The organism is Corynebacterium sp. H128 (assembly GCF_037482625.1).
GTDB lineage: Bacteria > Actinomycetota > Actinomycetes > Mycobacteriales > Mycobacteriaceae > Corynebacterium.
Genome location: NZ_JBBHKW010000003.1, coordinates 44,020 through 58,555, shown reverse-complemented (window position 1 = coordinate 58,555; position 14,536 = coordinate 44,020). Strand labels below are relative to the sequence as shown.

Annotated in this window: 13 protein-coding genes; 5 read left to right on the top strand and 8 right to left on the bottom strand. The window is 58.2% G+C overall.

From position 1 onward, the window contains the following. Position 1 precedes the first annotated feature (1 nt). Positions 2-1,201, top strand: coding sequence for an acetate kinase (locus WG915_RS03670; protein WP_339564022.1), 1,200 nt, complete (start codon positions 2-4; stop codon positions 1,199-1,201). 112 nt (positions 1,202-1,313) lie between these two features. Here the strand turns inward: WG915_RS03670 and WG915_RS03665 are convergent, their stop codons facing one another. From WG915_RS03665 to WG915_RS03655, 3 genes are read right to left on the bottom strand one after another with little or no spacing between them, the layout of a single operon-like run. Further along, positions 1,314-3,731 carry a serine/threonine protein kinase gene (locus tag WG915_RS03665; protein ID WP_339564021.1) on the bottom strand — a complete coding sequence of 806 codons (2,418 nt, stop codon included), beginning with the start codon at positions 3,729-3,731 and terminating at the stop codon, positions 1,314-1,316. Continuing rightward, positions 3,724-4,713 carry a glutamate ABC transporter substrate-binding protein gene (locus WG915_RS03660; protein ID WP_339564020.1) on the bottom strand — a complete coding sequence of 330 codons (990 nt, stop codon included), beginning with the start codon at positions 4,711-4,713 and terminating at the stop codon, positions 3,724-3,726. The genes WG915_RS03665 and WG915_RS03660 overlap by 8 nt, the downstream gene beginning before the upstream one ends. Next, entirely contained in the window at positions 4,713-6,251 is a 1,539-nt protein-coding gene (locus tag WG915_RS03655; RefSeq protein ID WP_339564019.1) for a hypothetical protein, read from the bottom strand. The genes WG915_RS03660 and WG915_RS03655 overlap by 1 nt, the downstream gene beginning before the upstream one ends. Before the next feature lie 134 nt (positions 6,252-6,385). Between WG915_RS03655 and WG915_RS03650 the strand changes: the two genes are divergently transcribed. From WG915_RS03650 to WG915_RS03640, 3 genes are read left to right on the top strand one after another with little or no spacing between them, the layout of a single operon-like run. Further along, complete coding sequence (locus tag WG915_RS03650; protein WP_339564018.1) at positions 6,386-6,877, top strand: NUDIX hydrolase; 492 nt, start codon at positions 6,386-6,388, stop codon at positions 6,875-6,877. A gap of 58 nt (positions 6,878-6,935) precedes the next feature. Then, entirely contained in the window at positions 6,936-7,862 is a 927-nt protein-coding gene (locus tag WG915_RS03645; RefSeq protein ID WP_339564017.1) for an ABC transporter ATP-binding protein, read from the top strand. Between the two features lie 3 nt (positions 7,863-7,865). Next, positions 7,866-8,654, top strand: coding sequence for a hypothetical protein (locus tag WG915_RS03640; protein ID WP_339564016.1), 789 nt, complete (start codon positions 7,866-7,868; stop codon positions 8,652-8,654). 25 nt (positions 8,655-8,679) lie between these two features. Here the strand turns inward: WG915_RS03640 and WG915_RS03635 are convergent, their stop codons facing one another. The 3 genes from WG915_RS03635 to WG915_RS03625 form a co-directional block, all read right to left on the bottom strand. Continuing rightward, positions 8,680-9,939 (bottom strand): Na/Pi symporter, encoded by a 1,260-nt coding sequence (locus WG915_RS03635; RefSeq protein WP_339564015.1) that lies wholly within the window; start codon positions 9,937-9,939, stop codon positions 8,680-8,682. A 63-nt stretch (positions 9,940-10,002) separates the two neighbouring features. Next, positions 10,003-11,505 (bottom strand): cardiolipin synthase, encoded by a 1,503-nt coding sequence (gene cls, locus WG915_RS03630; protein WP_339564014.1) that lies wholly within the window; start codon positions 11,503-11,505, stop codon positions 10,003-10,005. Next, positions 11,506-12,318, bottom strand: coding sequence for an exodeoxyribonuclease III (locus WG915_RS03625; protein ID WP_339564013.1), 813 nt, complete (start codon positions 12,316-12,318; stop codon positions 11,506-11,508). Positions 12,319-12,384: 66 nt separating this feature from the next. Between WG915_RS03625 and WG915_RS03620 the strand changes: the two genes are divergently transcribed. Continuing rightward, complete coding sequence (locus tag WG915_RS03620) at positions 12,385-12,942, top strand: RDD family protein (protein WP_339564012.1); 558 nt, start codon at positions 12,385-12,387, stop codon at positions 12,940-12,942. A gap of 1 nt (position 12,943) precedes the next feature. Here the strand turns inward: WG915_RS03620 and WG915_RS03615 are convergent, their stop codons facing one another. Both WG915_RS03615 and WG915_RS03610 read right to left on the bottom strand, forming a co-directional pair. Continuing rightward, complete coding sequence (locus WG915_RS03615) at positions 12,944-13,921, bottom strand: N-acetylglutamate synthase, CG3035 family (protein ID WP_339564011.1); 978 nt, start codon at positions 13,919-13,921, stop codon at positions 12,944-12,946. Continuing rightward, a complete protein-coding gene (locus WG915_RS03610) occupies positions 13,905-14,534 on the bottom strand; it encodes a peptide deformylase (protein ID WP_339564010.1) in 630 nt (209 codons plus the stop codon). The genes WG915_RS03615 and WG915_RS03610 overlap by 17 nt, the downstream gene beginning before the upstream one ends. Positions 14,535-14,536: the final 2 nt, after the last annotated feature.

The window sequence follows — 14,536 nt, the reverse complement described above, 5'->3', positions numbered from 1 at the left end:
GTTGACCCTCGCTCTCGTTCTCAACTCAGGTTCCTCTTCCCTGAAGTTCCAGATCCTGGACCCATCTGCAGACGCTACTGCTGAGCCCTTCGCATCTGGCTTGGTGGAACAGGTCGGCGAGCCCGTAGGCCGCATCACCGTCAAGCATGGCGGGGAAAAGTGGGTTGAGGAACTTCCGATTCCTGATCATGGCGTTGGCCTAAACCGAGTTTTTGAGCTCCTTGACCAGCACGGAATCGGTCCAGCTAACGTGGAGATTTCCGCAGTTGGCCACCGTGTTGTACACGGCGGATTGCTGTTCTCGCAGCCTGCAGTCATCACTGATGAGATCCTCGGCATGGTTCGTGATCTCGTTCCGCTCGCGCCGCTACACAACCCCGCCAACATTGTTGGTATCGAGGTTGCTCGCAAACTGCTGCCAAACATTCCGCACATCGCGGTGTTTGACACTGGCTTCTTCCACTCATTGCCACCAGCTGCAGCGCTCTACGCCATCAACGCAGACGTTGCTGGCAAGCAGGGTATTCGTCGCTATGGCTTCCACGGGACCAGTCACGAGTACGTCTCTCAGCAGGTGCCAGCTCTGATCGGTCGCGATCCAGAGCACACCCATCAGATCGTTTGCCACCTCGGTAACGGTGCGTCGATTTCCGCAGTACACAACGGTCGCGCAGTTGATACCTCGATGGGTATGACGCCGCTCGCCGGCATCGTGATGGGTACCCGCTCTGGCGACATCGACCCCGGCATCGTATTCCACCTCCTGCGTAACGGAATGTCCGTGGATGAGGTCGATGAGCTGCTGAATAAGAAGTCCGGTGTTAAGGGCATTTCCGGTGTGAACGATTTCCGTGAACTGCGCCAGATGATCGACGATGAAGATCCTGACGCCTGGCTTGCTTACAACGTCTACATCCACAACCTGCGGAAGTACATCGGCTCCTACATGATCGCCCTCGGGCGTGTCGACGCCATCACCTTCACCGCTGGTGTTGGCGAAAACGACAACTTCGTGCGCGCAGATGCTCTCGCAGACTTGGAGATGTACGGCATCGAAATTGACCCAGAGCTCAACAAGGTCCGTTCCTCCGAACCACGCATCATCTCTAAGCCAGAATCCAAGGTCAAGGTGTGCGTCGTACCGACGAACGAAGAGCTTGCGATTGCTCAGTACGCGGTAGCGCTGGCAGGCGCAAACTAACTCTTAATCTGAGACAGGCCGACGATTACGACGGCCTTCAGGCAAGAACCTAAGGACGGCCCAGGCACAATCGCCTGGGCCGTCCTTAGGTTTATAGCGTGTCGGAAGTGCGCTAGAACCAGGTTGTCGGTCGCACCGCGTTTGCCATATCGACGAGAGTGTAGCGGTGTCGCGCAAAGGGGGCAGAACGCGCCAGCAAACGAAGGGTTTCCTCTAGTCCAGTGCGCAGGCCCGTTTGGGTGAACGGGTAATCAAAGAGGTCGTTGTGGCTCGCGGCCTCCGTCAAGTTATTCGTGCGCAGCCACGATAAACCTGCATTGAGGACCGCGACCCGGATCTGGAGCAGGCGTGGCTCATTGGTCGGGATCTCCTCGAGCCTGCGGGCGGCGCGGCGGATGCGGGACTCGGATAGCTCTATTGAGATGAGCAGCAAAATTGTGGTCAGTCGCGCCATGCGGTGGTGGCGAGAGTTCTGGGGCACTCGGTCCAGGGCCGTGATCGCGAGCTCAGGCTGTTTTTCCGCCATGAGCTGGCGGGCCATGCCGAAAGCAGAAGAGACGGTGGTGGGGTTGGTAGCCCAGACGAGCCGATAGAGCCGCAGCGAATGGAAACGCAGCGACATCGGATCGGAGGTGATGTGGGACCAAGTGTTTTCCAGGTTGCTGAGGAAGGTCAAGTCCAAATCAGCCATAGAAGAGCCAAGTTCTGCGGTGGATCGAGCCACCTCCGGGGTGAGTAGCGCCGTCGACTCGAGGCCAGCCTGCTGGAGCAAAAGCTCATCCACCGCTGCCAAGGCCAGCTTTGGCGCGGCTTCACCTGGGAGGATAGAAAGAACCTGGTTGAAGTGGGTTTGGGCGACAGCAAAGTCGTCGAGAAGCAGGGCAGTCACGCCGGAATGCCACTGGAAGCGCCAGTCGCGACGCATGCTCGGGGCTAGCGTCTGCAGCCAGTTACGTGCTTCAGAGACGAAGCCGAGGTCTAGCAGCGCGCGGACGATGCCGAGGGGAATCTCGGCAGATTCTGCGTACTCGGGTGAAGTCATTGCTTGCCGCAAGGTCTCCAAAGCTTCCAAAGGCTCGGCGTATGAGGAACCCGAGAGCATGGGGGCACCAATATCGGTGCGATCGATGAGCGGGGTGGGGAGCGCCGCGACCACTTCTGGGGAGGTGATGCGGACAGTGCGTTCAATGCCATCGATCAGTTGGTCGGTACGGAACACCAAATGCTTGGTGCCGAAGGTGGTGCGCTGTGGCGAGAACAGCGAGTGCTGGGCGGGAAACTGTTTGCCATCGCGGACGGCGAGGATTTCGCGGAGCACACCATAGAGCTGGGTGCGCAGCTCGTGGATGTCACGAAACCGCATAGTGGGGTCTTCATGCGTGGCGCGGAGCAGCAGGCGATACAGCGAGAGGTGACGGCGGAACAGTGGTTCCTCGAACGGAGTTGGCAGATCCTCGGCAAAGTAGCCGTCCACCACCGGGAGGCGGCACACCAAGGCAGCTAGCGTGCGGCCCACAGTATAAATGTCGGAGGCCACAGACGGCCCCGAAGTGGATACCTCGGGAGCCTGGTAGCCCTTTGTACCGTAGATGTAGCCGAAGGCACCGATTCCAGACACCGCGCCCAGATCGATAAGCTTCACCTGATCCTCAGTGACGATGATGTTGTCAGGTTTGAGGTCGTTGTACACCACGCCGCGGGAGTGAAGGTATTCCAGCGCGGGCAGGACCTCAAGGATGTAGGCGATAGCGATATCGACGGGGAGGACATTACCGGGCAGCTCGCGCCGACGATCGAGCAGCGATGGGCCACCAACGTACTCCATGACGATGAAACCGCCAGGCACGCGGGGGTCATCGATGAAGTTGTAAATCTTGACGATCTCGGGGTGCGTGATGTCCGCCAGGAACTCTCGTTCCGCCTCCGCTGTGCCGTGGTCACGTGGGTTGCCGCCGGGGATCATGCCCTTGAGGACCACCCAACGACCAGAGACATTGCGGTCATTGGCAATGTAGATCCAGCCCATGCCACCGTGCGCGATTACGCCGAGAACCTCGTACTGGCTAGCCACGATATCGCCGGGCTTGAGCGTCGGAGGTTTGACGCGCGGATCCGGTTCAATGATCGCCTCAGTTGGATTCTTGATCTTCACGAACGGCAACTGCACCATGCCATCGGCTACGACACGACCAGCACGGGTGGTGCCACGGCGCTCGCGGAACGTGGATAGCGCTTGGCGTCGGCTACGGGAATTCACATCTTCTGCCGGTGGCGGCACAGACATCCCCGCGACGGACAATACTGCAGCGGTATTGAGCTCTACGTCCTCGTCTTCATCATCTGCAAAGGGATCGAAAGGGACTGCGGAAGTTTGCGGTGCTGACTGTGCAGAGGTGTGTTGCGTGGCGTCGCGAAGCTGGCCGAGGTCGTCGATAAGCACCTGCATGTCAAGCTCGGCGTCGTCCTCAGCGAAGGGATCGTACGCCACCGCTTCAGTACGAGTCTCGGGGGGCATCTCATGGTCACTCATGGCTGTCTTTCTCATCGCGGTAGATCAGGGGCGGCGGGCCCTTAATGAATTGATAGACGGCGAGCCAACGGTTGTACATCTCCCACCATGTGCCATCACCCACGATTCGCTCGATAGTCGAGTTGACTTGGCGGATCAGGCCCTCAGTATTCTGCCGGGTGTTCGGTTTGGCCATAGCAACGCCGTAGTTTTCCAGGCTCAAGGACGTACCGACAATTCGCAGATAGGGATCCTGCGCCGCCATGCCGGCCAAGGTGGTGTCGTGGCCCACGATGGCATCGACATTACCTTGTTGCAGGAGTACCAGGCAGTCCGCCCAGGCGCTGGTCGACATGATGTTCGCGGCTGGATTATTCTGCCGAATCAGCTGGATAGCGGTGGAATCCTTCAGCGCACATGCGGTGCGTCCACCCAGGTCCTGTATCGAGCCAATGCCGGAAGACTCCAGCACCAGCATGCGGGTGCCGGTCGAGAGATAAGGAACAGAGAAAAACACCTGCTCCTGTGCTGCTCGGGTGATCGAGATCGAGCGCAAAATGAGATCCACTTGGCCGGATTCCAGCGCTTTGACGCTCTCACTTTGATCCACATAACGGAAGTCAATGTTGTCAGGGTTGCCAAAGATGTCTTTGGCTATTTCTCGCGCCAGTTCTACTTCGAAGCCACGTAGTTCGCCCGTGACAGGATCCCGGAAGCTCAGCAGGTTTTGCGACTGATCCACGCCTACGATCAGTCGTCCGCGACCCACGATCCCAGGGACGCGCTCTTCCGGCTTCTTATCGTCCGGTTTCAAACTGCCCAGTAGGTTGTCAAACATTGGTTGCTCGGCGGGCACCGCGCCTGCTCCCTCAAACTGTGAACCTGCGGGCAGTACGGGATTGAATGTTGGTTGCGGGGCCGGTCCGGTGGCTTCCGGTGCCGCAGAGCAGGAGGCCAAGGTGAGACTTGCCAACAACGGCAGCAGCATGCGTTTCGACGTCATTAGAGGTACTCCTGCAGTCGCGGGCGAATACCCAACCAGATTGCTGCAACGGATGCAATGGACAACACCAATACCAATGTAGACACCCATCGGGTGGCCATGAGTCCGCTGTCCAGGTAACTGCGCAAACTCAGGCGCGCATCATTCATCAATCGCGCCAAACCCGAGTCGACAGCGTCGAATGATGCGGCAGTGGTGCCATCGGAGTTCGGCCCGTTAGATTCGTGGCTATGAAATGCGATGCCAATGGCATCGTTGTAGGCGCCATTATCTAACGCTCTTCGCAGCTTTTGGTGTGTTGCCTCCCAGTCATTCAGAGCATTGATGATGTCCTCTGCGTCCTTCGAGTTGGCCTCTCGGCTGGCCAAATCGGATTGCTGGTATTCCTGCATCGCGTTGCGGACGCTGCCCATGACCATGCCGAAGTCTTCGATGGATTCGGCAGAGGTCTCGCGTCGGACGAGCGCCATGGTTTCGGCGGTGCGTGCCTGTTGCGCTAGGACACGCGCGTTGGTGAGCGCGCCGAGCGGTGCGGCAGCCTCGTTGTAACCCTTGGCGCCGGAATACCAGGTCATGCCGTTGGCGGCGGCTACCCACAACAGTGCCGTCAGCATGAATGCGGTCGCGGTGAGGAACCCTTTGTTCAAGCGGCGGCGGGTGTGGTTAGCCAGCCAACGCTGGGAAATAGTGAGCAGCACAAGAGCGGCTACCAGGCCCGAGATCGGGATCCACTGTGGTTGGGCCAGCTCGCGTTGTTGGTGATTTACCTTGCTATTGGAGATGTCCAGCAGCTCACTGGCTGCCGGAAGTATGGAGGAACGCATCAAAGACGAGGCTTCGGACATGTACGCAACGCCAACCGGATTGCCGAGACGGTTGTTTGTCCGTGCTGTTTCCACCAAAGCCGTGTAGGAGGGCAACTGCGTCTGAATCTGAGTGATCAACTCGAGTTCTCGCGTGGGGCCCTGTTCAAGTCCGGCTGCGGTTTGGGTGGCTGCGGCAGCGGAGCGCTGAATCGCGCGTTGGTAGCGATCGCGGGTGGAAGGCAGCTCCACGCCAGCCTGCACGAATCCAGTAGTTGCGATGGTGTCCGCCAGCGACAATGAAGTGAAGAGGTCTTGAGCCGTCGCGGATCGTGGTTCAGAGTTGTTGACCAGCGTTCCTAGTTCTGATTGGCGGCTTTCCGTCGAACGCGACATTGAAATGCCAGCGGCAAGCAACGCGACAGTTAAAACTAACGTAATCAGAGTCATCATGCCGATGGTGGTGTTGGCAAACGTCCGAATCCGCCGGGACCACAGCGCTGGCAGACTGATGGAGTCTTTGAGACGAGTGGAAATCGTACGGGAGTACTCGGCAGCGCCGTGGACATCCAGCCAACGGTCCTCGGAGCCCGTGGCGGAAAGCCGAGACTGAGGAGCGTGCGACGCTGGTTGAGGCTGCTCTCGCGATGTAGACGTGCTTGCTGACGTCGATCGCTCGGAGGCCTCGCGAAGCACGACGGTCACCGGCTCGCGGCGCTGCTGCACATCAGTCATAGTTGCAGGATAGTTCTTTCTGTTCGTCGCAGGGTTCGAAACAGGTGTCCAAAGTAATATCGCTTGCTGATGCCGTTTCGTTTCAATGCCTTTCTGCGCCTTTCTGCACGGATTAGTGGCTATGCTGGGTGAGTATGAAAGGCGATGGTGATGGCTGGTCTGCGGGGCCCGGAGGTTCGCGCCGCTGGGGGAAATTCGGTGCGGCAGGTCTATTTCTAGTTTCCACGACTACGCGTACGGTGCTGATGCAGCATCGAGCACATTGGACGGCAGATGGCGGTACCTGGGGGATACCGGGTGGTGCCCGTGACTCTCATGAAACTGCTGCCGAGGCCGCGATGCGCGAGGCCGTCGAGGAAACCGGTATCTCCACTGCGTCTATCGCGGTGATCAAGGAGCTCACTACTGACGGCCCTTTTGCAGAAGATCCGCAACGCCCTGAGCTTTCTCATGGCTGGACCTATGCCACAGTGGTGGCCATGACCCCGACCGAGCTGCCGGTGGTGTCCAATGAGGAATCCTTGGAGCTGCGCTGGGTGCCACTGGGCGCACTGCAAGAGTTAAACTTGCTACCTGCATTTCAACTGGCGTTACCGGAGATCTTGGCAGCAGTACCAGCACCCTAAGATCACAATTGATGCACAGCGTGCTGCTCGGGATGCAAATTGTGTAACACTGGTGGACATGATTGAAGTAACCAACTTGAGCAAGCACTACGGAAAGGTGCGAGCTGTTGATGACCTCACATTCACGGTGAAGCCCGGTGTTGTTACCGGTTTTCTCGGTCCGAATGGTGCGGGAAAATCAACTACCATGCGCATGATCGTGGGCCTGGATCGGCCCACTGAGGGCATCGCACTGATCGACGGTAAGCATTATAAGGATTTGAAGAATCCCCTGCGTGAGGTTGGTACGCTGCTTGACGCCAAGGCGGTGCATCCTAACCGCAGCGCCGCGAAGCATCTCAAGTGGATTGCGCAGTCAAATGGCATTCCATCCTCCCGTGTCGACGAAGTGCTGGGACTGGTTGGTCTTTCTGAAGTGGCGGGTAAGTCAGCTGGTGGCTTTTCGCTCGGTATGGGGCAGCGCTTGGGTCTTGCTACCGCGCTGATCGGCGATCCGGGGGTGCTGATCTTAGACGAGCCGGTCAATGGTCTTGATCCAGAGGGTATTCGCTGGGTGCGCAGCTTCCTTAAGTCCCTTGCGGCGGAGGGACGCAGCGTATTGGTGAGTTCTCATATGCTGTCGGAGATGGCTCTCACCGCGGATGACCTGGTGGTGATCGGTCAGGGCAGGTTGATCGCAGAAACCACTACCTATGACTTTGTGAAGAATTCCTCCAAAACACACGTGTTGGTGCGTAGTGAAAATATGCAGGAGTTCGAGGCGGTGTTGGGCGAAGAACAGATCGTCTATGCCAAGGAGACCGATGAGGAAGGTCGCCCAGTGTTGGTTATCGACGATCAAACGACCGACTATATTGGCGCCCTGGCGTATTCCACCGGCATCCTGTTGCAGCAACTCTCGGAGCGTAAGGCTTCGTTGGAGGATGCTTTCATCACCATGACGGGCGATTCCGTCCAGTACCGTACCGATAAGGCGGGGGAGTAGCCCATGTTTTTCAATACCCTACGTGCAGAGTTCACCAAGCTGCTGAGCGTTCGATCCTTCTGGGGCAACACGGTATTTTATGTGCTGATGACGGTGGGCTTCGGCGCATTGTCTGCCTTCCTATTTAGCGCCTTCTCTAACGAGCAGGGTGGTCCGATGCTGATGGATGCCAAAACTGTGGCCCAAAGTATGAACATGGGCGGCGGGCTCGTCTTGGCGATCATGTCCGTCATCATGGTGACGAATGAATATGCCCAAAAGTATATTTCTGTGACGTTTCAGGCGGTCCCGAATCGGCTGATTGTGGCGCTGGCTAAGTACGTCGCGATGGCGATCGTCGCAATCGTGTTTTCTCTACTCGCTTTCGCTATTGGTGTGCCAATCGTCCGACTGATCGTGGGGGCGGAGCTGGGGCCTGAGCTCACTCTCACTCATGAGAAAATGCTGCCTTACCTGTGGAAAACGCCGATCTATGCGATGATGTTCATCCTGTTGGCGCAGGGGATGGCGTGGCTGCTGCGCTCGGCAACTGCAGTGATTGTCATCATCCTGGGCTGGTTCATGGCATTGGAGCCTATGGTCTTACCACTGCTGCCAAAGTGGGGCCAAAAAGTCGCCCCTTATGGACCGTTCAAGAACCTCAGTGCGTTCTACTACGGTGAGAGCATTCCCGAGGTGCCGTGGGATCGTCTTGGTTCTATGGCCTGCTACGGTTCCCTGGCCTACTTCGCAGCCTGGGCGCTGGTCATTTATATCGCTGGCATTGTGCTGTTGCTGCGGCGCGATGCTTAGCGACGCCTGCGGGCGCCGAACTCGGTTAGCGCAGGGCGTCTGCTGCAATGAATAAGGCCGGCACGAGCGTGTAGCTGGCAATGATAGCCAAGAGTGCGAGGGCGGGGGCCTTAGCACTCTGTGCGGCGCTGAATTCCGAGAGGGAAATGATCGCGCTACCCACGGGGCGAACCAAAAAGACGGTGGCTACCCCAGTGGCGTTGAAAAGTACGTGGATCAGGGCGGCCTGCATTGCCACGGCGCTGAAATCTCCGCTCAAGGCGAATACGGATAGCACTGCGGTGAGCGTGGTGCCCAGGTTTGCGCCCAAGATGATGGAAAAGGCGGAGCGTAACGAGATACTGCGGGTACCTGCGATGGGCACCACCGAACACACTGTCGCAGAAGAAGAGTGCGTCATTAAGGTGAGGCCGAGGCCAACCAAAAAGTTCTTGATACTGATCACGTTGTGTTCTCGGCGCGCGGAGTTTTCCAACATGATTCTTGAGCTGGCAGCCATGATGTCTGAAAACAAGATGGTGGTCAGTTGGACCGCCAGAGTAATAGCCAAGATGCCGAGCAGAATGCACGCAGTCGCCGCCAACGCCGGAGTTGCTAGGCGGCCGATGAGGCCTTCCACACCAATGGCGCGAACGATGGGGCGTACTACTTGAGCCACTAAGCCGGTGGTGGGTATCGGGGCGTCAGGGGATCCTAACAGGGCATCAGTCAACCAGGCCGACACGCGTGTTAGTGGATGGAAAAGCAACTCGATGAAGAAGAAGGCGAATATTGAGAAGAAGTTAAACCACCAGTGGGTCATTGCTGCCGCAATAGCCGGGGTGAAGTTTTGTTTCCTGCGGAACAATCCGAAGGAGACGAGTTGCGCGGTGAAGCAGGTGCCCAGGTTCGCGCCCATGATGAGCATGACCGCTAGATCCAAGGGCACTAAACCGGAGCCGACGGCCGCGACTGTCACCGTGGTGACGATGGTGGAGGATTGCACGATGAAGGTGGACAACACCCCGATGAGTACCGCTAGTAGCGGATTGGTAGCACGGGCAACTAGGTCGGACATCACCGATATGCCGAGTGCCTGTACGCCATCAGTCACCAAATTGATGGCAATGATCAGAGCGAAGATGCAACAGGCCACCCCGAACCAGCGCACCATGCGTCCGAATCCGGAAATGAGAAGCTCGTCTTCTTCATGGGGGATGAGCCGTGGATTGATGTAGTGCACCGTGCCCGGCAGGTGGAGTTTTTGAACGACTGCAGGAAGCTGTGTCGCCACCGCAACCTCCATTTACGTTCGTCACCTTTTGTTCATTCTCAGGTTACCTGATGCTCATTCGCAGACAAAAGGTAATTACTGCAGGGCGGAAGTCAGTCGCATCACATTGTCTACATAGCGTTTCAGGATCGGGCGTTTGCTCCATTCTTCGCGGGTGAGAATGGTGGAAGCTGCTCGGTAGGTTTCCGTGAGCTGTTCGAGGTCATCGAGGATGTTTCCGTGTGCGACCAGCAGTGATACCTCGTAGTTCAAGCCAAAGCTACGCATGTCCATGTTGGAAGAGCCAAGGACTCCCACGGCGTCTTCGGATCCGGGGTCGGCGATCAGGTACTTGGAGTGGAGGATCGCCGGGGCTGGGTAACGGTAGATGGTCACCCCGGCCTCGAGCAGGGCAGCATAATAGCTGGACTGTGCATGGCTAACGATGAATTGGTCACCACGTTCATTGACGTAGAGTTCTACCTTCACGCCGCGGTAGCATGCGGTTGTGACAGCCTCCAGCAGTGTCTCATCGGGAATGAAGTAGGGGCTACAGAGGATCAGTCGTTCTTTGGCGTGGTGTACCACCGAGTTGAATAGACGTAGGTTGGGCTCCGTGGTGTAGCCGGGGCCGGAGGGGACGAGTTGTAAGACGTTGATGTCTGTTTTGGAGCTTTCTGGCAGTTGCGGTCCGGAACCGGTTTCGGGCAGGGCCAGGGCCTCGTTGCTCTCGGAGTACCAATCGACGGCGAAAACCATTTCCATGGAGGAAACAACCGGGCCGGTGAGCTCAACCATAGTGTCCATCCAATGCAGTCCGCGGCGCCGGTTACCATGCAGCAGATAGCTGGGGTCGATCATATTCTGGCTGCCGATGAAGCCCCGGTAGCCGTCGATAAGCAGCATCTTGCGGTGATTGCGCAGATCAGGGCGGCGGAAACGCCACTTCCATGGCTGCAGCGGCAAGGTGAGATGCCACTCGATGCCGATGGAGTTGAGGCGACGGCCCAGCTTCCAATAGCCCGGGTACTTCCAGGATCCAACGTGGTCGAAGAGCAAGCGCACCTGGACGCCACGGGCAGCGGCGCGTTCCAACGCACGGAAGAACGGGTCGGTGGTGTCATCCCATGCGATGATGTAAATCTGCACGTGAACAGTCTTTTTAGCGTTGTCCACTGCGCGGATCATGGCAGCGAGGCATTCGTGGTAGTCCGAGTACAGCCCATGATTGATACCGGTGACTGCGGGGAGACGCGTGAGCCGGCGGTTGAGTCGAATGATGGACTCGAGCTCCGGGCTGAGCAGAGTCTGCGGCGGTACATCGGGGATATGTGCCTGAACATCTCGAATCATGGCGTCGGATTCGCGCTGGATCCGGTGGCGCCGCCGGTTAATATATGGGCTGCCCATGAGCAGGAACAGTGGTAGCCCGACGATCGGAATAAGCAAGATGGCCAGCAGCCAGGCACTGGAAGCCGCTGGTTTACGGCCTTCCGGGACAATACCGATGGCAAGGAGCTTGATGCCGTAGTCCAGGATCATCAACGTGGTTTGCCACCAGGTGGCAGTGCCGAAGTCAAACAGGGTGAAGCTGAACATTTAGCGAACGTCGTCGATTCGAGCGGTGCTGTAGTCAACCACGACGGGCGCGTGATCCGAGGCCCCCTTGGTGGCGCGCTCCTCGCTATCGATAAACCCGGCGGTGGGTTGCATGCTTTTCGACGCCAACTGGAAGTCAATCCGCATCCCCTGTCCCCGCTGGAAGCGCATCTGCACGTAGTCCCAGTAGGTGAATTTTCCTTCGGTGAAGCTGCGCGTAACTTCGCTCAGTCCGGACTCAAGGAGTTGTTCGAAGGCGGCGCGTTCCGGTTCGGTGACGTGGGTTTTGCCGTCGAAATAGCTGATGTCCCAGACATCCTCATCGCGCGGAGCGATGTTGAAGTCGCCGAGGAGCACCAGCTGACGTTCCGGGGTGGTGCGTAGCTCATCCGCTACCGCGTTAGCGAGGGCATCGAGCCAGCGAAGCTTGTAATCGTAGTGGGGGTCGGCAATCTCCCGACCGTTTGGCACGTACAGGCTCCAGATTCGCACGCCATCACAAGTCGCTCCGATAGCCCGGGCCTCGATGTCTTGTGGCTCGTTGGGATCCTTATGGAAGCCAGGCTGGCCGGGGAAATGGGTGGTTACGTCGCTGAGTCCGACACGGGATGCGATGGCCACGCCGTTCCACTGGTTGAGTCCAAAGTGGGCGACCTCGTAGCCGAGCTCGCGGAATGCTGCATAGGGAAAGTTCTTATCTGTTGTTTTAGTTTCCTGCAAGGCAAGAACGTCGATGTCGTGGCGGGTTAAAAAATCGGTGACGCGGTTGATTCGCGTCCGCACAGAGTTAACGTTCCATGTGGCGATGCGCATAGTTACACCCTAGCTGCCTCTTCTGGATAGGTGGAACTTTTCAGCGCACTTGGGCGTTGGATAAGTATGGCTAAACCTGTTCGAGATCGCATTGCGCAAGAGGTCCGCGCAGCAATGCAGCCACCGGTGTCGTATGGGCAGCTAGAGGTGTACAACGCCTTTTTGCCGGGAAGAAACGTGGGGCCGCGTTCGGTAGATAACGCGCGGGTAGTTTCCCGGGTGAGTGCAATTGCCATTGATCTTGCGCTGTTTAGCGCTATGTTCCTTACTGTCCTAGCTGGTTTTGCGATTGCTTTCTCTCAGCCATGGACGCTGGCGGGTGCCTTTCTGCTGCCGGTCTTTTTCTACTTGTGGCAGACCATGTTCGATGCGGCTGGCGGTTCCATCGGCAAGCGGGTCTTGGGGCTGCGGGTGGTTGGTCCCGCCGATACGCCTGTCGACGCCGGGCAAGCCGCGAAGCGAAACCTCTGGTTGCTCTTGCCGATGATTCCAATCGCCGGCCCCTTCGTAGCGTTGGGCGTTGGCATTTGGTACGCAGGCGCGGCCAAGGCTGATGCCTTCGGGGTTGCGCCGCACGACCGGGTGGCGCGCACGCGCGTGGTGAAGAAGCTTCCGCCTAGCTAGGCTAAGGCTGGCTAGCGTAGCGGTGGCGGTGATGCTCCATGAAGCCTAGCTTTTCATAGAGGCCGATTCCCGCCTCGTTTGATGCCAATACCTGGAGGTATGCATCAGTAGCACCGTGGGAGATACCCCAGTTGATCATGTACTTTCCGAGGGCGGTGCCTAGGCCTTGGCGTCGAAAAGCGGGCGCAACTTCGACCGCAGAATAGCCCAGGAATTGGCGACCATCAGGGGCTTCGGTGAGCGTGCCACGGGTAATAGCAATGGTCTGGCCGCTCGGGGAGAAGATGCGGCCAAAACTCATCTGTCCTTCGATGCTGGTGCGCAGCAGCTCCAGCGCACGGGCGGGCAAGGGCTTGCCGCGAAAGTGATAAAGCTCCAGCCACTCGGCATCGGGCTGATCAGTGATTTCCATGTGTAGGGAGTCTGGGAGTTCGAAGGGCTCCGATAAAGTTCGCGTCATTATCACGATGTCCGGCCCAAATCTCCAGCCTTCGGCGCGGGCAAGACGGAGCGCGGACTCGCCGATTCTGTCCGGCACTAGGATGCGCGCTGGCAGATCATGGCGCGCGTAGAAGGCGATGATTTTCTCCAGGGGTACTGGAGAAAGTCCAGCTGAACTGCCCAATGGGGCAGCGGAATTGCTGCGCTCTGTGATGCCATCGCCTGCGCGCAGGAGCCAGCCGTTTTCCCATACATGCTCAATCCCGGGGAAGGCCTTCGCAGTGGCGGCCTCGACAGCGCGAATCTCGGAGTTGCGGACGCGCCGGGGCGGGAGAACTTTGATGGCCTGAATCAGTTCGGCGGGGATGGTCACTGCTGCTGCGTCGGAAACAAATCCTCCGACGGATTGTGGGCGTACCGTGAGTGGCTCGAGGGACAGTACATGCCCGATGACATCGGTGAGGTGTCCTGGGGTATCGGGCAGGAGGCGTCGCACTATGATGCGATCGCCAATTTTTGGGTTAGTCTTCGTACCCAAAAGGGTCCTCATCTACGCCCGGGGTCCAAGTCTGCCCGGCGGTGTTCCAACCGTTGGCCTTGATCGTTTTCTTGGCTAGACGTTTCCATCTGCCGATCAGGGTGTCGGTGTAGACGAAGCCATTCAGGTGGCCGACCTCGTGTTGTAGGCAGCGTGCGAAGAATCCGTATCCCTCTAGGGTGATGGGGTTGCCGTGTTCGTCGGTGCCAGTGACGCGGGCCCAATCAGCGCGGCCAGTGGGGTAGGACTCGCCGGGAACAGAAAGGCAGCCTTCGTCTTCGGAGCCATCGTCATTGGGCATGGACTCGGGGAGTTCGGAGGTTTCCAGTTCTGGGTTGATAACGCAACCGCGTCGGAATTCGCCGCCTTGGGCTTCGATTTCTGACTCCGACTTGAGCTCGCCGTTCGGCCCTTCCACGTCGGGGCAGTTGTAGACGAAGAGGCGTTTGCTGACCCCGATTTGGTTTGCTGCCAGGCCCACGCCGTGTGCGCGATCCATAGTCTCAAACATGTCCGCAATCAGCTCGGCAAGCTCTGCGGGGCTTTCGGTTACGGGTTCGGTGGGCTGGTGCAGGACTGGGTCGCCGTGAATGACGATAGGACGAACTGTCATAC